We start from the raw sequence: 20,923 nt of genomic DNA on the forward strand, positions 1-20,923 counted from the left end.
CGGATCGTCGTCGCGGCGCGCCCGGCGAACACGTTCGAGTGTCCGGACACCCCCTGAGTAGGTAGGTTCGGACAGTGACCTCCAAGCGCACCTCCAAGACCTCGGGCCGGACCGCCCCCGCGGCCGACCTTCCCACAGCGCCCCCGACCGCCAGCACCACGAAGGCGCCCCCCGCCGCAAAGGCACGAACAGCACCCAGGAGCACGAAGCGCTCCGCGCAGCAGCCCGCCGTGCCGACCCCGTCCTCGTCCCCCGTCCTCATCGGCCGTATCCCCGTGCTCGACGTCGGTCCCGCGATCAACGAGGGCCGCTGGCCGACCAAGGCGACCGTCGGCGAGGTCGTGCCGATCGAGGCGACCGTGTTCCGCGAGGGCCACGACGCCGTCGCGGCGACCGCGGTGCTCGTGGCTCCTGACGGCCGCGAGATCACCTCTCCGATGGTCGACGTCGCACCCGGTCTCGACCGCTTCCGCGCCCACCTCGTCCCCGACACCGAAGGCCCGTGGGGCGTCCGGGTCGAAGGATGGTCCGACCCCTACGCGACGTGGGAGCACGACGCGACGATCAAGATCCACGCCGGCATCGACGTGGACCTCATGCTCCAGGAGGGGGCGGCGTTCTTCACCCGCGCTGCAGCCCGGCCAGACCTGCGACCCGACGAGGCCACCACGTTGCGCGACGTCATCGTCGCGCTCGGCGACGCGGCCCGGCCTCCGCTCGCCCGGCTCGCAGCGGCGACCTCGCCCGAGGTGCAGGCCGTCCTCGCGGCTCGCCCGGTGCGTGACATGGTCTCGGCGTCGGTCACCTACCCGCTGGTGGTGGACCGTCCCCTCGCCCTCACCGGTGCCTGGTACGAGTTCTTCCCCCGCTCCGAGGGCGCGCTCCTCGACGAGGAGACCGGCGAGTGGACCTCGGGCACGTTCGCCACCGCGGCCGAGCGTCTTCCCGGCATCGCCGCGATGGGCTTCGACGTCGTCTACCTCACTCCCATCCACCCGATCGGGACGACCAACCGCAAGGGCCGCAACAACACCCTCACGGTCGCGCCCGGAGACCCGGGCTCGCCGTACGGGATCGGGTCCGCCGACGGTGGGCACGACGCCATCCACCCCGAGCTCGGGACGTTCGACGACTTCGACCGGTTCGTCCACACCTCCCGCGAGCTCGGCATGGAGGTGGCGCTCGACCTCGCGCTCCAGTGCTCGCCCGACCACCCCTGGGTCACCGAGCACCCCGAGTGGTTCACGACCCGGGCCGACGGATCGATCGCCTACGCGGAGAACCCCCCGAAGAAGTACCAGGACATCTACCCGCTGAACTTCGACAACGACCCCGAGGGCATCTACCAGGAGATCCTGCGCGTCCTGCACGTCTGGATCACCCACGGCGTCACCGCGTTCCGCGTCGACAACCCGCACACGAAGCCCCTGCCGTTCTGGGAGCGCCTCCTCACAGAGATCCGCTCGACGAACCCGGAGGTGATCTTCCTCTCGGAGGCGTTCACCAAGCCGGCGATGATGCACGCGCTCGCGAAGATCGGCTTCCACCAGTCGTACACGTACTTCACGTGGCGCAACACGAAGGAGGAGCTCGCCGAGTACCTCGAGGAGGTCTCCGGTCCGTCAGGGGCGTACATGCGCCCGAGCTTCTGGCCGACGACCCACGACATCCTCCCGCCCTTCCTCCAGCACGGTGGGATCGCAGGCTTCGCGATCCGGGCGGTGCTCGCTGCGACCGCCTCGCCCACCTGGGGCATCTACGCGGGCTACGAGCTCGGCGAGAACGTGCCGAGGCCCGGGGTCGAAGAGCAGATCGACAACGAGAAGTACGAGTTCAAGCCACGCGACTGGTCCCGTGCGAGCGAGGTCGGCATCGCGCTCCTCCTCACCCGGCTCAACGAGATCCGGCGTGCGCACCCCTCCCTGCGGCAGCTGCGCAACCTCACGGTCCACCCGACGAGCGACGACCAGATCCTCGCCTTCTCGTCGCACCTGGCGGCCGAGCACTCCCCGACCGGGGAGGCCGACACGGTCATCACCGTCGTCAACCTCGACCCCCACAGCACGCGCTCCGCGACAGTCTCCTTCGACCTCGCCGCGCTCGGCCTCGGGGAGGCCGGCGAGCACCACTCCTTCGCCGCGCACGATCTCCTCACCGGAGCCACCTACCCTTGGGGTAGCCAGGCATTCGTCCAGCTCGATCCGTTCGCCAACAGCGCGCACATCATCCACGTGAGGCCTCTTTGACGACCCGCCCGACCCCCAGCCCGATCACCGCGCCCATCCCCATCGCCGCGCTCCCCCCACGACGCCAGCCGACCGCTCCGGGTGGTGGCACCAGCGACCACCCGGACGAGCGGAGCACCAAGCAGCTCGGCCTGACGGAGGACCCCGAGTGGTTCAAGACGGCCGTGTTCTACGAGGTCATCGTCCGTGCGTTCTCGGACTCCACGGGGGCTGGCTCCGGCGACATCCGCGGGCTCATCCAGCGCCTTGACTACCTCCAGTGGCTCGGCATCGACTGCCTGTGGCTCCCGCCGTTCTACCCGAGCCCGCTCCGTGACGGCGGCTACGACGTCGCCGACTACACGGCGATCGCACCCCAGTACGGGTCGATGGCGGACTTCACCGAGCTCATCGAGGAGGCCCACCGGCGCGACATCCGCGTCGTCATCGACCTCGTCATGAACCACACGAGCGACGAGCACCCGTGGTTCCAGGCGTCCCGCTCGGACCCCGAGGGGCCGTACGGCGACTTCTACGTGTGGAGCGACGACAACACCAAGTACCCCGACGCACGCATCATCTTCGTCGACACCGAGACGTCCAACTGGACGTTCGACCCTGTGCGCAGGCAGTACTTCTGGCACCGGTTCTTCTCGCACCAGCCGGACCTCAACTTCGAGAACCCGAAGGTCGTCGACGCGATGCTCGACGTCGCGCGGTACTGGTGCCAGGTGGGTGTCGACGGGTTCCGTCTCGACGCCGTGCCGTACCTGTTCGAGTCCGAGGGCACCAACTGCGAGAACCTCCCGGAGACTCACCAGTTCCTTCGGCGCGTCCGCACGATGATCGACCAGGAGTTCCCCGGGACGATCATGCTCGCCGAGGCGAACCAGTGGCCGGAAGAGGTCGTCCAGTACTACGGCACCGAGGAGGACCCGGAGTGCCACATGTGCTTCCACTTCCCGGTCATGCCGCGGATCTTCTTCGCGATCAAGGACCAGCGGGCGAAGCAGATCCTCGACATCCTGGCCGACACGCCGGAGATCCCGGCGGGGGCACAGTGGGGCACGTTCCTCCGCAACCACGACGAGCTCACGCTCGAGATGGTCTCCACGGAAGAGCGCGCCTCGATGTACGGGTGGTATGCACCGGACCCGCGCATGCGTGCCAACATCGGTATCCGCCGCCGGCTCGCCCCCTTGCTCGACAACTCGCGCAAGGAGATCGAGCTCGCGCACGCCCTGCTCCTGTCGCTGCCGGGCAGCCCCTGCCTGTACTACGGCGACGAGATCGGGATGGGCGACAACATCTGGTTGCCCGACCGCGACGCGGTCCGCACACCGATGCAGTGGACGCCCGACCGCAACGCCGGGTTCTCCACGGCCGACCCGGGCAAGCTGTACCTCCCGCTCATCCAGTCGCTCGCGCACAACTTCCAGTACGCGAACGTCGAGGCGCAGTGGGCACAGCCCACGTCCCTCCTGCACTGGGTCCACGGGATGCTCAAGGTGCGCAAGCAGCACCCCACGTTCGGGACGGGCACCTTCGTCCCGCTCGTCGCCGACAACGAGTCGGTCCTCGCGTTCCTGCGAGTCTCGCCGGAGGAGACGATCTTCTGCGTGACCAACCTCGCAGCGACCGCGCGGTCCGCCTCGGTGACGATCCCCGGACACGCTGGTGGGACGCTCACGGACGTCTTCGGCGGTGCGACCATCGCGTCGCTCAGCGCCGACGGTGAAGTCGTGATGACATTGGGCTCGCGGGAGTTCTTCTGGCTCAAGGTCACCTGAGCTCCCATCGACGAGAGACGGACGGGTGTGGCACTGGTGGTTCCGGAGACGAAGCACGACGGCGTGACGATCGACCTCGACGAGGGCGAGCTCCTCAGCCTGCTCGAGAGGTGGTTGCCCTCCCGCAGGTGGTTCCCCGCCAAGGGGGTCGACGTCACGTTGTCGAGCACGGCCCGCATCCCCCTGTCCTCCGAGGACGGCGGGCGACGCCAGTCGTTCGTCGAGCTCGTCCGGGCCCGGCGCGAGGGGGCCGGCGGCGTCGACGTGACGCTCCAGGTCCCGCTCGTGCTCGAGCGGGACCTGCCTGGGGCTGCCGCCCTGTCGGCGGGAGCCGTCGACGAGGCCTCGGCGCTCGTCGGTCGGACCTCGGACGGTCGTCTCTACGACGGCGCCCAGCACCCCGCGTTCTGGGCGGCGTGGCTGGACGCCGCGTCTTGGGTGGACGGCGACCGGCCCGCCCGCGCGCCGTACGACTTCACGGGCGCCCACATCCTGTCCGTGGAGCAGTCGAACAGCTCCGTGCTCCTGCCCCGCATCGCGGGCGGCACGATGCTCAAGGTGCTCCGCACCCTCGCGCCGGGTGACAACCCGGACGTCGTGGTCCCGCTCGCCCTGACGCGCGAGGGCTGGCACGGCGTCCCCACCCCGTACGCGTGGCACGAGATCGCCGTCGACGACGCCGACGGCGCGTGGCGTGCGCACGCGGGCGTCCTTGCCGAGTTCGTCCCCGACGCCAAGGACGGCTTCGAGCTCGCCTGCGCCCACGCGGCCGACGGGCGCCCCTTCAACAGCCCGGCACGCGAGCTCGGGACCCAGGTCGCGCAGATGCACAGCGCCCTGCGCCGCGCATTCGCGGCCGAGGTCCACGACGCCGACCCTGCGTGGCTCCTCGACGCGCTCCGTCGACGGGTCCGTTCCGCGGCGTCCGCGAGCGCTGCCGTCCGCGAGCGCGCGGCGGACATCGAAGCCTTCCTCACGCACATGAGCACCGTCACGGACGAAGCGGTCCAGCAGGGACGGCCCCTCCCCCCGCTCCAGCGCATCCATGGCGACCTCCACCTCGGTCAGGCCCTCTACAGCCCTCAGACGGGGTGGCGCATCCTCGACTTCGAGGGTGAGCCGCTGCGACCGCTCAGCGAGCGCACACGGCCCGATCTCGGCGAGCGCGACGTGACCGGCATGCTGCGGTCCTTCGACTATGCTGCGGCCGTCGGCGGCGCGACCTCGACCGAGTGGGCCCGTGCCGCCCGCCGTGCGTTCCTCGAGGGCTACAACGGATACCTCAGCGTCCCGGGCGCTCTCGGGTTCGGTCAGCCACCCTCGCTCGCGGACCGACGGCTCATCCTCGACTCCTTCGAGCTCGACAAGGCCCTCTACGAGGTCGTCTACGAGGAGCGAAACCGGCCCGACTGGATCGGGATCCCGCTCGCTGCGATCGACCGCATCCTCGGCCGGTAGGCCCGGCCGCACGCGTGTGACGACGAGGAACGCGCCGTGTCCGGGCCCGTGTCCATGCGCAGCGACCCAAGGCGTGGAATGGTAGGGCCATGACGGATCCGACCCTGACCCCGCTCGACTCTCCCCTGCCGCTGCCCGTCTCGGCCGACACGCTCTCTGCGGTCGCGCACGGCACCTTCCACGACCCCCACGGCGTCCTGGGGGCGCACGTCCACCCCTCGGCCGACGCCGTCACCCTCCGAGCGTTGCGCCCGCTCGCCGACGAGGTCTCCTTCGTCACGGCGACCGGGGAGCACCCCGCAGCCCACGAGCAGGACGGCATCTGGGTCGTCACGCTGTCGGCACCCGACGGAACGGTGCCCGACTACCGGATCGGCGTGCGCTACGGCGACGTGTCGTCGATCGCGGACGACCCGTACCGGTTCCTCCCCACGGTCGGCGAGGTCGACCAGCACCTCATCCGCGAGGGACGGCACGAGCAGCTGTGGAAGACGCTCGGCGCCAACACCAAGACCTACCCCAGCGTCCTCGGCGACGTCCACGGGACCGCGTTCGCGGTCTGGGCCCCGAGCGCACGGGCAGTGCGCCTGCTCGGCGACTTCAACAGCTGGGGCGGCTCGTCGCACTCGATGCGGTCGATCGGGTCCACGGGAATCTGGGAGCTCTTCCTTCCCGGTCACGGCGCCGGCACCCGCTACAAGTTCGAGATCCTCGGCCCGGACGGCTCGTGGCGCCAGAAGGCCGACCCGATGGCGAAGGGCACGGAGATCCCGCCCGCGACCGCGTCCGTCGTCGTCGAGTCCGACTACACCTGGCAGGACGACGAGTGGATCGCCCGCCGCGCAGCCACCGACCCGCACAACGGCCCCATGAGCATCTACGAGGTGCACCTCGGGTCGTGGCGCCAGTCGCTCAGCTACCGGGAGCTCGCGACCCAGCTCACCGAGTACGTCCTCGAGATGGGCTTCACGCACGTCGAGCTCATGCCCGTGGCCGAGCACCCGTTCGGTGGGTCGTGGGGCTACCAGGTCACGTCGTACTACGCGCCGACCTCCCGGTTCGGTCACGCCGACGACTTCCGCCACCTCGTCGACACTCTCCACACGGCGGGGATCGGCGTGATCGTCGACTGGGTGCCCGCCCACTTCCCCAAGGACGAGTGGGCGCTCGCCCGCTTCGACGGCACACCGCTCTACGAGCACCCGGACCCGCTGCTCGGTGAGCACGCCGACTGGGGCACGTACGTCTTCAACTTCGGTCGGCCAGAGGTCCGCAACTTCCTCGTCGCGAACGCCACGTACTGGCTCGAGGAGTTCCACGTCGACGCGCTGCGCGTCGACGCCGTCGCGTCGATGCTCTACCTCGACTACTCGCGCGACCCCGGCCAGTGGCGACCGAACATCCACGGCGGCCGCGAGAACCTCGAGGCGATCGGCTTCCTCCAGGAGACCAACGCGACGGCCTACCGGCGCAACCCGGGCGTCATGCTCATCGCCGAGGAGTCGACCGCGTGGCCCGGTGTCACCCGTCCGACGAGCTCCGGCGGGCTCGGCTTCGGCCTCAAGTGGAACATGGGCTGGATGAACGACACGCTCCGGTACCTCGCGGAGGCCCCGATCAACCGGCGCTACCACCATCACGAGGCGACGTTCTCGATGGTCTACGCGTACTCGGAGCAGTTCGTGCTGCCGATCAGCCACGACGAGGTCGTGCACGGCAAGGGCTCCCTCCTGCACAAGATGCCTGGGGACGAGTGGCAGCAGCGCGCCGGTGTCCGCGTCCTCTTCGCCTACCAGTGGGCGCACCCGGGCAAGAAGCTCACGTTCATGGGCAACGAGATCGCCCAGCCGGCCGAGTGGGCAGAGTCCGGGACGCTCGACTGGGGCGTCCTCGCCGACGAGGGCCACGCCGGGGTCCAGCGCCTCGTGCGCGACCTCAACGCCGTGTACCGCGAGCACCCTGCGCTGTGGGCGCTCGACCACCACCCCTCCGGGTTCGAGTGGCTCGACGAGAACGACGCCGACCACAACGTCCTCTCGTTCCTGCGCAAGGACTCGAGCGGGAACGTCGTCGCGGTCGTCGTGAACTTCGCCGGAACTCCCCACGAGGGCTACCAGGTACCGCTCCCGTCCGGCGGGGTGTGGCGCGAGGTGCTCAACACCGATGCGACCGCGTACGGCGGGTCCGGAGTCGGGAACCTCGGCTCGGTGACCGCAGAGAAGGCCCCCGCTGCTGGCCGCCCGTACTCCGCGCGCCTCCGGGTTCCGCCTCTGGGTGCGGTGTACCTCACCCCGGAGGCCTGACCACCGGTCGACGCCCACACGCCGGTACAACTCGAGGCCGGACCCCACAGGGTCCGGCCTCGAGTCGTACGTGCTGTGGGGCAGAGCGGGTCAGTAGAGCGCGTTGGTCAGCGCACGGCGTGCCGGCCCCACCCGAGGGTCCTGCGGCCCGAGCAGGTTGAAGTACTCGACGAGGCGCAGGCGCAGGACCTCGCGGTCGGGCGCCTCCGGGACGAGAGCGATGAGACGGCCGAGCGCATCCTCCACCTTCCCGCCCAGGAGGTCGAGGTCGGCGACCGCGAGCTGCGCCTCGATGTCGGAGGGCGCGTCCGCCGCGGCGGCGCGGACGGCGGCGAGGTCAGCGTCCCTCGTCCGCTGGAGGAGCCGCACCTGCGCGAGCCCCGCCGTCGCGAGGTCGTCCCGCGGGTTCTCCCGCAGCGCCTGCTCGTAGGCGGAGACCGCCGTGTCGAGGTCGTCCGCGTCGATCGCGTCGAAGGCCTTCTGGTGCAGGGGCGGCAGGTCCGGCTCCGGTGGTGCCTCCGGCGGTGCCGCCGGGTCGGTGCCGTCGGCCGAGAGCACGCCCGTCACACCGTTCTGCTGAGCGGCCTCGAGGAGCTGGTCGAGCACGCCACGGACCTGCTCACGCTCCGCCGTCCCCTGGAACAGGGGCACGGGCTGCTGGGCGAGGATCGCGACGACTGTCGGGAACGACTGGACCTGGAAGGCCTGCGCGACCTGGGGAAAGTCGACGACGTTGATGCGCGCGAGCAGGAAGCGCCCTGCATACTCCTGCGTCAGGGCCGCGAGGTCGGTCGCGAGACGCACGGACTCCGCGTCCGTCGGCATCCACAGCAGTGCGACGACCGGCACCTGGGCGGACTGCTGCACGAGCGACGGGAACATCTCGTCGGTGACGTCCACGACGAAACCACCCGCGGGTGGCGCTCCACCGGGCGCACCGGGCGGCGGGGCGGTCGGCTTGCCGAACGCAGAGAGGTCGACGGCTCCACGCACGTCGAACTGTGAACCGGAGGGACCAGGAAGACTCATGCACTCATCTTTCCATCAGTCGGGGGTCCTGCAGGTCGGGCCGCTACGGGACCGAGGCGGACGTGGTGAGCAGCTCGCTCCCGACCACGGAGATCGGTTCGGTGGAGCCGGCAGCGGGGACGTAGATCCCGACGAGGGCCGTCCGGCCCACTGTGAGGGAGTTGGACGGGGCGGCACCCGCTGTGAACGCGCTCTCGGTCGCCGTCGGGTTGATCACCGCGCCCGGCTCCCCCGCCAAGGTCTCCGACGACGTCAGCTGGGCGATGACGAGCGCTCCGCCCTCGGCAGTGCGCAGCGACCGCACCGCGCCCTCTGTCGGAGTGAAGACGAGCGTGTAGGTGCCCGCGCCGGTGGCTGCGAGGGCCGTCCGGTCAGCGCGTCGGGCGTTCATCTGGTCGCGGAGCGGGTCGGCCGCGAACTCGGCCGCGAACGCGGACGCGTCCCCGGAGTTGAGCACGTCCGCATAGTGCGCGACAGCGTCGACGGGCGAGAGCACGAGCGACGCATCGTCGGGAGCGATCTCCTCGGTGCCGATCGCCGCCGAGGGGAAGGCAGGGAGCGTCACCCCGGGGAAGAGCCTGAGCCAGCCCCAGAGCTTGTACTGCTCGCGCGGTGCGGCCTGCTCGGTGACGAGCAGGCGCTCCGTCTGGAGGTTCTGGGGCCGCTCGCTCACGGCGAAGGTCCAGCGCGGCCACGTGTCGGTCGCCGGGATGACCTCCGACTGGACGGCCATCGGCACCTCGGTGATCGCGTCCTTGACCCCGGTCGCTGCCGCGACCGTCAGCTCGGCCGTCCGGAGCGCCAGCGCAGGGCCGGTGAGGCGAGGGGCGAGGACGGCCGGATCGAGGGTCTCGGTCCCCGCAGCGAGCACCTCGGCGATCGAGGCGTGGATCTCCTCGTTCTGTGACGGGGACACGACGGGGGCTACGACGGTCTCGGCATCGACGGTGACCGTCGGCAGCTCGGGCGCGCACGCAGACAGGAGGAGCGCACCCGCGGAAGCGAGGACGGCCGCGCGGCGCAGTGGGCGCTTCATCGGTCCTCCTCGTGGTTCTCGGCGGGTGTGCGGTCGGGCTGGACCGGAGGACGGCGGCGGACGCCGCCCCCACGGGGTGGTGGTCCCTGGACCCGTCCTGGGTCCGGCGCGGGCCAGGGCTCGTGGGGATCGCGGGGCGTGGTCTCCGGCCGAGCCGGGGGAAGCCCGTGGGGTTGGGTCGCGGGTCGCGGGTCGAGCACGCGGGGCGCCTGGCCACCAGGGTTCTCGCCCGCCGTCGGGAACGCGACGGCGGGGTTCGCAGCCGTCGGGTCCGCGGCGTCGGCGGCAGATCCGGGCCGGACACCCCACGCCTGCCGCCAGCCGGAACCGGACGCGGAGGCCGTCCCCTCGCTCAACCAGCCGGGCCGGTGAGCCTCCGGCTCGGTCGGCACGACCGGTACGGCGGCAGTCTTCGGCCGTCCCTCGCCGCGGGGCGAGACCGCCGGGATGGCCCCGGTCCACGGCCAGGACCGGCGCGGCTTCGACGTGGCCTGCTGCACGTCGGGATCCTGCTGGAGGTGTGCACGCTCCGCCTGCTCACGCAGCTCGCGTCGGGTCAGACCCGACGCGCTGGCCGCCGGCGCGAGGTCGGCGTCACGCCCTGCGCCGTTGGCGTCGTGGAGCGCAGACGACGAGGACCCTGGAGACCCGTCGGCAGCGGGGGACGCAGCACGCGCCGTGCGGGACGTCGACGCAGCCCCGGTGCGTCGCTTGTCACGCCGTGGACCTGCCACGAACCAGAGGTACCCGAGCACGACCCCGACGAGGACGAGGAGGCCGCCGAGAGCGACGCCAGGGAGGACCCACGGGGTCGTCACCTCGCGTGGCCACGTGAGTGTGACGACCGGTGCCTGGGTCGTCTCGCCGACGGTCGCCGCCAGCAGGACCTGGTCGCTCGACGAGGCGGACCACTCGAGCTCGGCCGATCCTTCGCCCACAGCCTCGACCATCCACATGTCGGAGCCGGCTGGGTCAGGCGACACCACGACCGGGACCTCCCCGGGAGCAGCGTCCTCCGGGACCGCGGGGTCTGCCGGTACCGCTGGGTCAGCGGGAGCCGCAGGTTCAGCGGGAGCCGCAGGCTCCGTCGCGTCTTCCGGTGGAGCTGGATCGGTCGGTGCCGCGGTGTCGGTCTCGGCCGGCACCGGCTCGTCGACGGACAACGTCTCCCAGTCGGTCGCGCCGGTCACGACGACAGCCGGGTCGGCGCCGATCCAGCCTTGGACGTCCGACGCCCGACCGATCGCGAGCACGACTGTGGCTCCCTCGGGCCCCGACGCACCGATGGTCACGGACTCGTCCACGAGACCGAGCACACCCGGCTCGGTCATGAGCAGCGTCGCGGAGTCGTGCTCACCGCTGCTGAGGGTCACGGTGTCGCTGGGACGCCATACCGTCCCCGAGGCGACTCCTAGCCCGGCGAGGACGAGCCCCGTCAGCACCAGGGCGACCGTCACGATCTTCTGCAGCACCTATCGATCCCTTCGACAAAGAGATTCCAGCCTAACGCGCCGAGCACAGGCCGAATCCTGCACAGACGGACGAAACGTACCCTTCCGGATCATCTCGCCGCTCGTTCCCCACCTTGGCCAGACCCGATAGGCTGGGCCAGAACGCGCGCTCGAACGCGCAGCACTGCGACGTATCCACGCTCATCAGGCCCGGTACGGGCGAGCATGTGAAGGTTCAGTGCAGCATGTCCACCCCGATCCCGGAGGCCTGTTGTGTCCGACGAACGCCCGATCTTTCCCGTAGTGATGCGCGGCTACGACCGCGCTCAGGTCGACGGACGTGTCCAGGCGCTCGAGTCGAGCCTCGCCGAGACCCGGACCAGGCTGACGACGCTCGACTCCCAGGCCGCCCAGATGGCCGCGGCGCTGGCCGACGCGCAGGAGAAGCTCCGCGAGACCGACCGCCCGTCCTATGCCGGTCTCGGTTCCCGCATCGAGCAGCTCATGCGCTCGGCAGAGGAGCAGTCGACCGATGTCATGGCCCAGGCCGAGGCACAGGCGGAGGAGATCCTCAGCCGCGCGAAGCTCAGCGCGGGCCAGATGCGGTCCCGCGCCGAGAACGAGGTCGCCGAGATGCTCGCCGCCGCTCGTCGCGAGGCGGAGGAGACCCGCTCCGCCGCCGCGAACGAGGCCGAGACGACCGTCGTGTCAGCCGAGCGACGCGCCGAGGAGCTCGTCGGTTCGGCCGAGCGCGAGGCGACCCGGATCCAGACGGCGATCACCACCGAGGAGATGGAGCGGCGCACCTCGCTCGAGCGCGAGCTCGGGACGCTGCGCGCCACGACCGAGCGGGAGACGACCGAGCTCCGCGTGACGACGGAGCGCGATGCCGACGCACTGCGGTCGAGCACGGAGGCACTCACCACCGCGCAGCGTGAAGAGGCCGAGCACTACGCAGCCGAGCTGCGAGGACGGACCGACGCCGAGACCGCCGCGCTGCGTCACCGCACCGAGACCGAGACCTCCACCGCCCGCACCGAGACGGAGGCGTACGTCGCCGAGCTGCGCGCGACCACCACGCGGGAGACCGACGAGCTGCGCCAGCGCACCGAGACGGAGGCTGCAGCCGTCCGCGCTGCCGCCCTCGAGGAGGTCGAGCTGCGACGTGCCGAGCTCAACCGCGAGCTCGCGACGCTCCGCCAGACAGTCGAGGCCGAGCTCGAGGCCCGGCGTGTCCAGGCAGGGCTCGACCTCGACGAGCTCCGCACGGCGACCGAGCGCACCACGAGCGAGCAGCTCAGCGCCGCGAGCCTCGAGGCGTCGCACCTCGTGGAGACGGCGACGCGAGACTCCGCCGAGCTGCGCGAGGTCACCGAGCGGGAGACCACCGCTCAGCGAGAGGCAGCCGCACGCGAGACCGCTGAGCTGCGCGAGCAGGCCCAGATCGAGTCGGACAAGCTGCTCGCCGACGCGCGACGCACGGCGTCGGACATCGTCAACGAGGCGCGCACGGAAGCGGCCCCGCTCGTCGACGAGGCCCGGGAGCGGCTGGCGCGTGCCGAGCTCGAGATCGCCGCCAAGCACGAGCTGGCCCAGGTGGCCGACACCGAGGTCCACGCGAAGACGCGCGCGGAGACGGACAAGCTCCTCGGAGACGCCGAGCGCCACGCGGCCGAGGCGGAGAAGCGTGCCGCCGACGCTCTCGTCCAGTACGAGCAGATCCGCAAGGACAGCGACGCGTACGCCAAGGAGTCGGCCGAGGCCGCCCGCAAGTCCGCCGCAGGGATCACCGCCGCGGCGCGCGAGCAGGCCGACCAGGTCGTCACCGACGCCCTCATCGAGGCGGAGCGCGAGCGCAGCAACGCACAGCGTCAGGTCGACGACCTCAACCGCCAGCGCGAGTCCATCACGACGTACATCGACGAGCTCCGCACGCTCATCGGGGCCGAGGCCATCCCCAGCGCCTCGACTCTCGAAGCTGCTGCCGCAGCCGAGGAGTCCTTCGTCGCATCGCGCGAGCCGGCTCCTTCGCCCGCTCCCGCGCCGGCCAAGAAGTCCCCCAAGGGCAAGGGGCGACCAGCCCCGCTGTCCGCCTCGGGAACCCCTGCGCAGCAGGCGCGCAAGGCCGCGTCCGGACGGGTCCCCAACCGGCCCGCCCAGGCCGGGAGCGCGCCCGCCGGCTCGGCCACCGCCGGCAAGGACGAGGCCGCGTCGGAGCCGGTGTCTCCGGACGACGCCCCGGACGCGACCTCCACCCCGCCGAACGCGGCCGACACGACCTCCGCAGCCCCCGTCAGCACGGATCCGCGCGACTCCGAGGAGACGAGCGAAGACACCGTGACCGAGCAGGAGACGACCTCGACCGACGCGGACGCCTCGACGAACGGCGCATCCGAGGAGGAGTCGCCGGTCGCCGTGGCGGAGCGGGACGACGTCGACGATGAGTCCGTCGTCCGCTGACCACGCACCTGGTGCCCCGGAGGCCCCGGGTCCGTCCTGGCGGGAGCAGAAGTCTGCGAACGCTGCACACCAGGCGGCCGAGCTCGAACGTCGGCGGCTCGCGCGGTCTGCTCAGGCTCGCGCGATGATCGCCGACTTCGTCGTCGCGGCGCGCGAGGGTGGGGTCCCGACCGAGCGGTTCACGGCGCGGTCCTACGACGGCCGCGCGACCTACCGGACCACGGTCGACGGATGGTTCCTGCGTAAGAACCGCAGCGTCGGCATCGGCGTGGACGGGGAGTTCTACGTCCTCACCGTCCAAGGATCGTTGCGCGCACTGCTCCGTGGCGCCGTGCTCACACCCTCCGACCCACCGCTCGTGCTGGGCGAGGGGGCTCGCGACGGCGAGTCGATCGACCTGCGCGAGGCTCTGGACCGGGCGCTCCACCCGGAGCGCCCGGTCTAGAGGGACGCGTCGCACCCGGGACGGTGCGTCAGTATCGCGGAGGGACGCGGCGCACGACGTCGACGATCGCGGTCGCCACGGCGGCCGGCGTCTCGACGGCGCTCATGTGGCCGGCGCCCGGCACGAGCACGTAGTGGACGTCCGTCAGCTGCGCGGCCATGTGCTCGGCCGCTGCGGGAGGCGTGAGCCCGTCCTCCTCGCCCACGACCACGGCGGCCGGCCCGGCGAACGCGGCGAGCACGTGGGTCCGGTCCGGCCGCGCGGCCATCGCCCGTTGCGACCACGCAACGCCCTCGGGTGACTGGTCGCCGACCCACGCCGCCAGCCGCTCGACCACCTCGGGCCGTCCGTTCGTCGTGGTCGGGCCGACGAGGCCGGAGACGTCGCTCGCTGCAGCCACGCTGCCGCTCCGCTCCACCTCGTCGGCGACAGCCAGCCGTCGCGCCCGGGCGTCGTCGCCGTCCGGCGTGGACCGGGTGTCGATGAGGGCGAGCCCGACGACGAGCTCCGGGTGCCGCTCAGCAAGCGCGAGCGCCACGTACCCGCCCATCGAGAGACCTGCGACGACGATCTCGTCGACGCCGCTCGCACGCACGGTCGACGCGACGGCGTCGGCGGCCACCTCGAGCGACGGGGGCTGCGACGCGTCCAGAGGCGAGCCGCCCAGGCCGGGGAGGTCCGGTGCGATGACCACGACATCGTCAGGAAGGAGGCGGGCGACGTCGTCCCACATGCGGTGGTCGAGCGGGAAGCCGTGCAGGAGGACGACGCAGGGCGCGCTCCCGGCCTGCATGAGATCGGGGTGCGAGCGGTTCGGGTCGAGCGTCATGGAGGATCTCCTTCGTGGGCGGGTTGCGTCCCACGGGTCTACCGGCCGCTGTCCCAGCAGCCGGTGTGCCAGTGGCGACGGGCGTCGAGCGCGGCCTGCGCACCGAACAGGGAGTCGTTCGCCCAGGCGACGACGTGCGGCGTGCCCGGCGCGACCTCCCGGTTGCACCACGGGCAGCGGTAGGCCTTGTCGCTCGAGCGGACGGACTGCACGGTCCAGCTCACGCCGTCTCGGACATCCTGGCGACGTCCGCCGCTCGCTCGCTCAAGGTCGAGCGGGCGGTACTCCTGCTCGTACGGGCGGCGCCTGGACCTGCGGGACGACGGCATGCGTCCATTCTCCACCGGGCCCGGTGCCGAGCGCACCCGGCCCGGGCCTGGGCGCCGTCGCGCCGGCGGAGCGCGGCTCGCTCCGCGCGAGCACGAGGATCCGCGACGTCCCAGGGCGCTCCCAGATTCACCCGATAGAGTGTGCGCGCCCAACGCTGCACACGACATACGACCGATCGTCGTGAGCTGGTCGCCGAGCGCACCGGGTCAGTTCCCACCCGCGCCGGTTCCGACCGCAGCTGGAACCGACGACCGAAGGACCTGTCTTGAAGCACCGCACACTTCGCGGGATGACCGCACTCACGCTCGGGGCCGCACTGCTCCTCTCCGCCTGTGGTGGGGACTCCGACTCGGAGGCCACGCCGTCCGAGACCTCCACGGAGACCGCTGCGGCGGAGCCGACGCCCACCGCTGAGGACATCGCCGCGCTCGAGGCCGTGACGCTCACCGGTGACCCCGGCGTGAAGCCGGCACTGACCTTCACGGCTCCGTTCGCGACGAGCGCCGCCGCGGTCCGCGTCATCAACGAGGGCAGCGGGGAGGACCTCGTCGCCGGGGACATCGTCTCCCTGCACTCGGTGCTGTACACCGGCACGGACGGCGTCGAGGCGCAGTCGAGCTGGGAGACGGTCCCCGACGAGATCACGATCGGCGACCCGCAGATCATCGGCGCGCTGAGCGAGGCGCTCGAGGGACAGAAGGTCGGGGCGCGCCTGCTCCTCGCCAACCCTGACCCCTCCACGGGCGAGACCCTGCTCATGGCGATCGAGGTCGTCTCCACGCGGACGATCCCCACGCGCGCCGAGGGTGAGGCCGTCGCGCCTGTCGACGGGCTCCCGTCGGTCACGCTCGACGACACGGGCAAGCCGAGCATCGAGATCCCCGAGGGCTACACGGCCCCGGCCGAGCTCGTCGCCCAGACGCTCATCACGGGTGCGGGTGCACCGGTCGCTGCCGGTCAGAGCGTCACGTTCCAGTACTCGGGCTGGAAGGTCTCCGACGGCGAGCAGTTCGACTCCTCCTGGGAGAACGGTGCACCGTTCAGCACGACGATCGGCACGGGTTCTGTCATCGCCGGCTGGGACCAGGGTCTTGTCGGCCAGACGGTCGGCAGCCAGGTGCTTCTCGTCATCCCGAAGGCGCTCGCCTACGAGGGCCAGGGCAACGACCTCGCCGAGGAAGACCTCATCTTCGTCGTCGACATCCTCGACGCCAAGTAGCCTCGACACTCCGGCCTACCAGTCGTCCCGCCTGGGCGGGACGCACGAAGGGCCCCGGCTCCCCCACCTCGCGGTGGGAGGGCCGGGGCCCTTCGTCATGCTCGTCGGACGTCATGCTCGTCGAACGATCGCCGAACGACTGGTCAGAACTCCCAGTCCTCGTCCTCGGTGTTGACGGCCTTGCCGATGACGTACGACGAGCCGGACCCGGAGAAGAAGTCGTGGTTCTCGTCGGCGTTCGGGCTCAGGGCTGAGAGGATCGCCGGGTTGACGTCCGTCTCGTCCTTGGGGAACAGACCCTCGTAGCCGAGGTTCATGAGCGCCTTGTTGGCGTTGTAGCGCAGGAACTTCTTGACGTCCTCGGTGAGACCGACACCGTCGTAGAGGTCCGCGGTGTACTGGACCTCGTTCTCGTAGAGCTCGAAGAGCAGCTCGAAGGTGTACGCCTTCATCTCCTCGCGCTCGGCCGGGGAGAGCTTCTCGAGGCCCTTCTGGTACTTGTAGCCGATGTAGTACCCGTGCACGGCCTCATCACGGATGATGAGGCGGATGAGGTCGGCCGTGTTCGTCAGCTTGGCTCGGCTCGACCAGTACATGGGCAGGTAGAAGCCCGAGTAGAAGAGGAACGACTCGAGCAGCGTCGAGGCGACCTTCCGCTTGAGCGGGGAGTCCCCGTGGTAGTAGCCCAGGACGATCTCCGCCTTGCGCTGGAGGTTGACGTTCTCCTCCGACCACCGGAACGCGTCGTCGATCTCCTGCGTCGAGATGAGGGTCGAGAAGATCGACGAGTAGCTCTTCGCGTGGACCGACTCCATGAACGCGATGTTCGTGTAGACGGCCTCCTCGTGCGGCGTGATCGCGTCCGGGATGAGGCTGACGGCGCCGACGGTCCCCTGGATCGTGTCGAGGAGCGTGAGGCCCGTGAAGACGCGGGTCGTCAGCTCCTTCTCGACCGGCGTGAGGGTCGCCCACGACTGGATGTCGTTGGACACCGGTACCTTCTCGGGCAGCCAGAAGTTGCCGACGAGACGGTCCCAGACCTCGGAGTCCTTGTCGTCCTCGACGCGGTTCCAGTTGATCGCCTGGACCCGGTCGATCAGCTTGAGCTTGCCGGTGGGGGTCATCACTTCGTCTCTCTCGTCGAGCAGTCGTCGGTCCGTCGGGGTGTCACAGCGTCGAGCGTCACAGCATGCAGGAGACGCAACCCTCCACCTCGGTCCCCTCGAGGGCCATCTGGCGCAGGCGGATGTAGTAGAGCGTCTTGATGCCCTTGCGCCACGCGTAGATCTGCGCGCGGTTGACGTCGCGGGTCGTCGCCGTGTCCTTGAAGAACAACGTGAGCGACAGGCCCTGGTCGACGTGCTGCGTCGCCGCAGCGTACGTGTCGATGATCTTCTCGTAGCCGATCTCGTACGCGTCCTGGTAGTACTCGAGGTTGTCGTTCGTCAGGTAGGGCGCCGGGTAGTAGACGCGCCCGATCTTGCCCTCCTTGCGGATCTCGATCTTCGACGCCACCGGGTGGATGGAGGACGTCGAGTTGTTGATGTAGGAGATCGACCCGGTCGGCGGGACGGCCTGGAGGTTCTGGTTGTAGATGCCGTGCTCCATGACCGAGGCCTTGAGCTGCAGCCAGTCCTCCTGCGTCGGGATGTGCACGCCGGATGCTGCGAACAGCTCGCCGACGCGCTCGGTCGCCGGCGCCCAGACGTTCTCGGTGTACTTGTCGAAGTACTCGCCCGTCGCGTACTTCGAGTCCTCGAAGCCGCCGAACGCGCGAGCGCGCTCGATGGCGAGCCGGTTCGACGCCGCGATGGCGTGGAACGCCACCGTGTAGAAGTACATGTTCGTGAAGTCGATGCCCTCGTCGGACCCGTAGTAGATGCGCTCACGGGCCAGGTAGCCGTGGAGGTTCATCTGGCCGAGGCCGATCGCGTGGCCGAGCTCGTTCGCGTGCTTGATCGACGGGACCGACTCGATGCTCGTCTGGTCGGAGACCGCGGTCAGGCCACGGATGGCCGTGTCGATCGTCTTCGCGAAGTCGGGCGAGTCCATCGTCTTCGCGATGTTCAGCGAGCCGAGGTTGCACGAGATGTCACGGCCGACCTCGGCGTAGGAGAGGTCCTCGTTGTACGTCGACGGGGTCGAGACCTGGAGGATCTCCGAGCACAGGTTCGAGTGCGTGATCTTGCCCTTGATGGGGTTCGCCGCGTTGACCGTGTCCTCGAACATGACGTACGGGTAGCCGGACTCGAACTGCAGCTCGGCGAGGGTCTGGAAGAACTCGCGCGCCTTGATCTTCGTCTTGCGGATCCGGGCGTCGTCAACCATGTCGTGGTACTTCTCGCTCACCGAGACGTCGGCGAACGGGAGTCCGTAGACGCGCTCGACGTCGTACGGGGAGAAGAGGTACATGTCCTCGTTCTTGCGTGCCAGCTCGAACGTGATGTCCGGGATGACGACGCCGAGCGAGAGCGTCTTGATGCGGATCTTCTCGTCGGCGTTCTCACGCTTGGTGTCGAGGAACCGCATGATGTCGGGGTGGTGTGCGTGGAGGTACACCGCGCCTGCCCCCTGTCGCGCACCGAGCTGGTTGGCGTAGGAGAAGGAGTCTTCGAGGAGCTTCATCACGGGGATGACGCCCGAGGACTGGTTCTCGATGTGCTTGATGGGCGCGCCGTGCTCACGGATGTTGCTCAGGAGGAGGGCGACGCCGCCGCCACGCTTGGAGAGCTGCAGCGCGGAGTTGATCCCGCGCGCGATGGACTCCATGTTGTCCTCGATGCGCAGGAGGAAGCAGGAGACCGGCTCGCCGCGCTGCGCCTTGCCCGAGTTGAGGAACGTCGGGGTCGCGGGCTGGAAGCGCCCGGAGATGATCTCCTCGACGAGGTTCGTCGCGTGGGCCTCGTCGCCGTCGCCGAGGGTGAGCGCGACCATGCAGACACGGTCCTCGAAGCGTTCGAGGTAGCGCTTCCCGTCGAAGGTCTTGAGCGTGTAGGACGTGTAGTACTTGAACGCGCCGAGGAACGTCTCGAAGCGGAACTTCTTCGAGTACGCGAGGTCGAAGAGCGACTTGACGAACGCGCGGTCGTACTTCGCGAGGACCAGGGGGTCGTAGTACTTGTTCTCCACGAGGTACTCGAGCTTCTCGTCGAGACTGTGGAAGAAGACCGTGTTCTGGTTGACGTGCTGGAGGAAGTACTCGCGCGCCGCCTGGCGGTCCTTGTCGAACTGGATCTCCCCGTCCGGCCCGTACAGGTTGAGCATCGCGTTGAGCGAGTGGTAGTCGAGGCCTGTGTCTAGGCCGGGATCTGTAGCTGTCGTAGCCAAAATTGAGCCAATCCTTCGCGGACGCGCGCGACGTCCTCGGTGGTTCCGAGCAGTTCGAAGTGGTAGAGGTCCGGGACCTGGCACTTCGTGGAGACGATGTCACCGGCGAGGCAGTACGCCGAACCGAAGTTCGTGTTGCCGGCGGAGATGACACCGCGGATGAACGAGCGGTTGCGCTCGTCGTTGAGGAACTTCACGACCTGGCGGGGTACGGCGCCGCCCTCGTTGCCGCCGCCGTACGTCGGGACGACGAGAACGTAGGGCTCGTCGACCCGGAGGAAGCCGTCCGCGGGGCGGACCGGGATGCGCTGGGCGGGGATCCCGAGCCGCTGCACGAACCGGTGGGTGTTCTCGGACGTGCTCGAGAAGTACACGAGGTTCGCCATGTCAGCCCACCGGTCCTTCCTGGTGCTCGCGGCCGTCCGTCACGATCAGGCGACGGCGGTGGAGACCTTTGCTGCGAGGGCGTTGATCTGGTCGGGACGGAACCCGGACCAGTGCTCGTTGCCCGCGACGACGACGGGGGCCTGCAGGTAGCCGAGGCCGCGCACCATCTCCAGGGCTTCCGGGTCCTGGCTGATGTCGACGATCGAGTACTCGATGCCCTTCTTGTCGAGGGCCCGGTAGGTCGCGTCGCACTGCACGCACGCCGGCTTGCTGTAGACCGTGATGCTCATAGTCCGTCTCCTGGGTTTGTAGGGCTGCCGTGCAGCCGTCGTCGTCGTGCGGGTCGTCGTGATGCCGTCGTCGTGCGGGTCGTCGTGATGCCGTCGTCGTCGTGCGGGTCGTCGTGATGCCGGCGTCGTCGTGTGGTCCGCACAGTCCGAATGCGGCCTGTGACCTCGAACGACGTGCCTGTAACTACGTCTGTGTCATTCCCCCGGACGCTTCTCGGCGTCTGGCGTTGAACCACTATACCTAGGGGTGAGGCCGGCGGTCGACCCCTAGGTGTTGCGATTCGCTGTTCGGTGGAGCACACCCGACAACACGCGTCGCACACCCTGTGGACGACGTGTGGACA

16 protein-coding genes are annotated in these 20,923 nt (G+C 69.9%); 7 read left to right on the forward strand and 9 right to left on the reverse strand.

All coding sequences use genetic code 11. The annotated features are described in order from the left end of the window. Positions 1 to 230 precede the first annotated feature (230 nt). The 4 genes from ABKW26_RS08435 to glgB all read left to right on the forward strand — a co-directional run bounded on the left by ABKW26_RS08435 (position 231) and on the right by glgB (position 7,776). Entirely contained in the window at positions 231 to 2,246 is a 2,016-nt protein-coding gene (locus ABKW26_RS08435) for an alpha-1,4-glucan--maltose-1-phosphate maltosyltransferase (protein WP_348592764.1), read from the forward strand. Continuing rightward, positions 2,243 to 4,015 carry a maltose alpha-D-glucosyltransferase gene (gene treS, locus ABKW26_RS08440; protein WP_348592652.1) on the forward strand — a complete coding sequence of 591 codons (1,773 nt, stop codon included), beginning with the start codon at positions 2,243 to 2,245 and terminating at the stop codon, positions 4,013 to 4,015. Before ABKW26_RS08435 ends, treS begins: the two co-directional genes overlap by 4 nt. A gap of 27 nt (positions 4,016 to 4,042) precedes the next feature. Continuing rightward, complete coding sequence (locus tag ABKW26_RS08445) at positions 4,043 to 5,473, forward strand: aminoglycoside phosphotransferase (protein WP_348592654.1); 1,431 nt, start codon at positions 4,043 to 4,045, stop codon at positions 5,471 to 5,473. Between the two features lie 89 nt (positions 5,474 to 5,562). Further along, complete coding sequence (gene glgB / locus ABKW26_RS08450) at positions 5,563 to 7,776, forward strand: 1,4-alpha-glucan branching protein GlgB (RefSeq protein WP_348592656.1); 2,214 nt, start codon at positions 5,563 to 5,565, stop codon at positions 7,774 to 7,776. Between the two features lie 90 nt (positions 7,777 to 7,866). Here the strand turns inward: glgB and ABKW26_RS08455 are convergent, their stop codons facing one another. The 3 genes from ABKW26_RS08455 to ABKW26_RS08465 are packed head-to-tail and all read right to left on the reverse strand — an operon-like array spanning position 7,867 to position 11,313. Continuing rightward, on the reverse strand, positions 7,867 to 8,805 hold the full coding sequence (locus ABKW26_RS08455) for a tetratricopeptide repeat protein (protein ID WP_348592657.1): 939 nt from the start codon (positions 8,803 to 8,805) through the stop codon (positions 7,867 to 7,869). Positions 8,806 to 8,848: 43 nt separating this feature from the next. Beyond that, entirely contained in the window at positions 8,849 to 9,841 is a 993-nt protein-coding gene (locus tag ABKW26_RS08460; protein WP_348592659.1) for a hypothetical protein, read from the reverse strand. Next, a complete protein-coding gene (locus ABKW26_RS08465; RefSeq protein WP_348592661.1) occupies positions 9,838 to 11,313 on the reverse strand; it encodes a hypothetical protein in 1,476 nt (491 codons plus the stop codon). Before ABKW26_RS08465 ends, ABKW26_RS08460 begins: the two co-directional genes overlap by 4 nt. Before the next feature lie 252 nt (positions 11,314 to 11,565). Between ABKW26_RS08465 and ABKW26_RS08470 the strand changes: the two genes are divergently transcribed. After that, on the forward strand, positions 11,566 to 13,752 hold the full coding sequence (locus ABKW26_RS08470) for a hypothetical protein (RefSeq protein WP_348592663.1): 2,187 nt from the start codon (positions 11,566 to 11,568) through the stop codon (positions 13,750 to 13,752). Positions 13,753 to 13,876: 124 nt separating this feature from the next. Then, positions 13,877 to 14,197 (forward strand): hypothetical protein, encoded by a 321-nt coding sequence (locus tag ABKW26_RS08475; RefSeq protein ID WP_348592665.1) that lies wholly within the window; start codon positions 13,877 to 13,879, stop codon positions 14,195 to 14,197. 28 nt (positions 14,198 to 14,225) lie between these two features. Here the strand turns inward: ABKW26_RS08475 and ABKW26_RS08480 are convergent, their stop codons facing one another. Both ABKW26_RS08480 and ABKW26_RS08485 read right to left on the reverse strand, forming a co-directional pair. After that, on the reverse strand, positions 14,226 to 15,026 hold the full coding sequence (locus ABKW26_RS08480; protein ID WP_348592667.1) for an alpha/beta fold hydrolase: 801 nt from the start codon (positions 15,024 to 15,026) through the stop codon (positions 14,226 to 14,228). 38 nt (positions 15,027 to 15,064) lie between these two features. Further along, positions 15,065 to 15,355, reverse strand: a complete 291-nt coding sequence (locus ABKW26_RS08485; protein WP_348592668.1) for a hypothetical protein — start codon at positions 15,353 to 15,355, stop codon at positions 15,065 to 15,067. A 290-nt stretch (positions 15,356 to 15,645) separates the two neighbouring features. Between ABKW26_RS08485 and ABKW26_RS08490 the strand changes: the two genes are divergently transcribed. Further along, positions 15,646 to 16,575: an FKBP-type peptidyl-prolyl cis-trans isomerase gene (locus ABKW26_RS08490; protein ID WP_348592670.1), complete on the forward strand. Its 930-nt coding sequence runs from the start codon at positions 15,646 to 15,648 to the stop codon at positions 16,573 to 16,575. Between the two features lie 143 nt (positions 16,576 to 16,718). On the opposite strand, the gene nrdF is transcribed toward ABKW26_RS08490, so the two are convergent. From nrdF to nrdH, 4 genes are read right to left on the reverse strand one after another with little or no spacing between them, the layout of a single operon-like run. Next, positions 16,719 to 17,699 carry a class 1b ribonucleoside-diphosphate reductase subunit beta gene (gene nrdF / locus ABKW26_RS08495; protein ID WP_348592672.1) on the reverse strand — a complete coding sequence of 327 codons (981 nt, stop codon included), beginning with the start codon at positions 17,697 to 17,699 and terminating at the stop codon, positions 16,719 to 16,721. 58 nt (positions 17,700 to 17,757) lie between these two features. Next, complete coding sequence (gene nrdE, locus ABKW26_RS08500) at positions 17,758 to 19,902, reverse strand: class 1b ribonucleoside-diphosphate reductase subunit alpha (RefSeq protein WP_348592674.1); 2,145 nt, start codon at positions 19,900 to 19,902, stop codon at positions 17,758 to 17,760. Beyond that, a complete protein-coding gene (nrdI, locus tag ABKW26_RS08505; RefSeq protein ID WP_348592676.1) occupies positions 19,872 to 20,288 on the reverse strand; it encodes a class Ib ribonucleoside-diphosphate reductase assembly flavoprotein NrdI in 417 nt (138 codons plus the stop codon). Before nrdI ends, nrdE begins: the two co-directional genes overlap by 31 nt. A 45-nt stretch (positions 20,289 to 20,333) precedes the next feature. Then, positions 20,334 to 20,579 (reverse strand): glutaredoxin-like protein NrdH, encoded by a 246-nt coding sequence (nrdH, locus tag ABKW26_RS08510; RefSeq protein WP_348592678.1) that lies wholly within the window; start codon positions 20,577 to 20,579, stop codon positions 20,334 to 20,336. Positions 20,580 to 20,923 lie beyond the last annotated feature (344 nt).

This window comes from Sanguibacter sp. 25GB23B1 (assembly GCF_040012415.1).
Taxonomy (GTDB): Bacteria; Actinomycetota; Actinomycetes; order Actinomycetales; family Cellulomonadaceae; genus Sanguibacter.

Bases quoted from the DNA above. Each gene is read 5' to 3' on its own strand.
- glgB (WP_348592656.1), top strand. From the start codon at position 5,563: ATGACGGATCCGACCCTGACCCCGCTCGACTCTCCCCTGCCGCTGCCC.
- ABKW26_RS08455 (WP_348592657.1), bottom strand. From the start codon at position 8,805: ATGAGTCTTCCTGGTCCCTCCGGTTCACAGTTCGACGTGCGTGGAGCC.
- ABKW26_RS08460 (WP_348592659.1), bottom strand. From the start codon at position 9,841: ATGAAGCGCCCACTGCGCCGCGCGGCCGTCCTCGCTTCCGCGGGTGCG.
- ABKW26_RS08475 (WP_348592665.1), top strand. From the start codon at position 13,877: ATGATCGCCGACTTCGTCGTCGCGGCGCGCGAGGGTGGGGTCCCGACC.
- ABKW26_RS08480 (WP_348592667.1), bottom strand. From the start codon at position 15,026: ATGACGCTCGACCCGAACCGCTCGCACCCCGATCTCATGCAGGCCGGG.
- ABKW26_RS08485 (WP_348592668.1), bottom strand. From the start codon at position 15,355: ATGCCGTCGTCCCGCAGGTCCAGGCGCCGCCCGTACGAGCAGGAGTAC.
- ABKW26_RS08490 (WP_348592670.1), top strand. From the start codon at position 15,646: ATGACCGCACTCACGCTCGGGGCCGCACTGCTCCTCTCCGCCTGTGGT.
- nrdF (WP_348592672.1), bottom strand. From the start codon at position 17,699: ATGACCCCCACCGGCAAGCTCAAGCTGATCGACCGGGTCCAGGCGATC.
- nrdI (WP_348592676.1), bottom strand. From the start codon at position 20,288: ATGGCGAACCTCGTGTACTTCTCGAGCACGTCCGAGAACACCCACCGG.
- nrdH (WP_348592678.1), bottom strand. From the start codon at position 20,579: ATGAGCATCACGGTCTACAGCAAGCCGGCGTGCGTGCAGTGCGACGCG.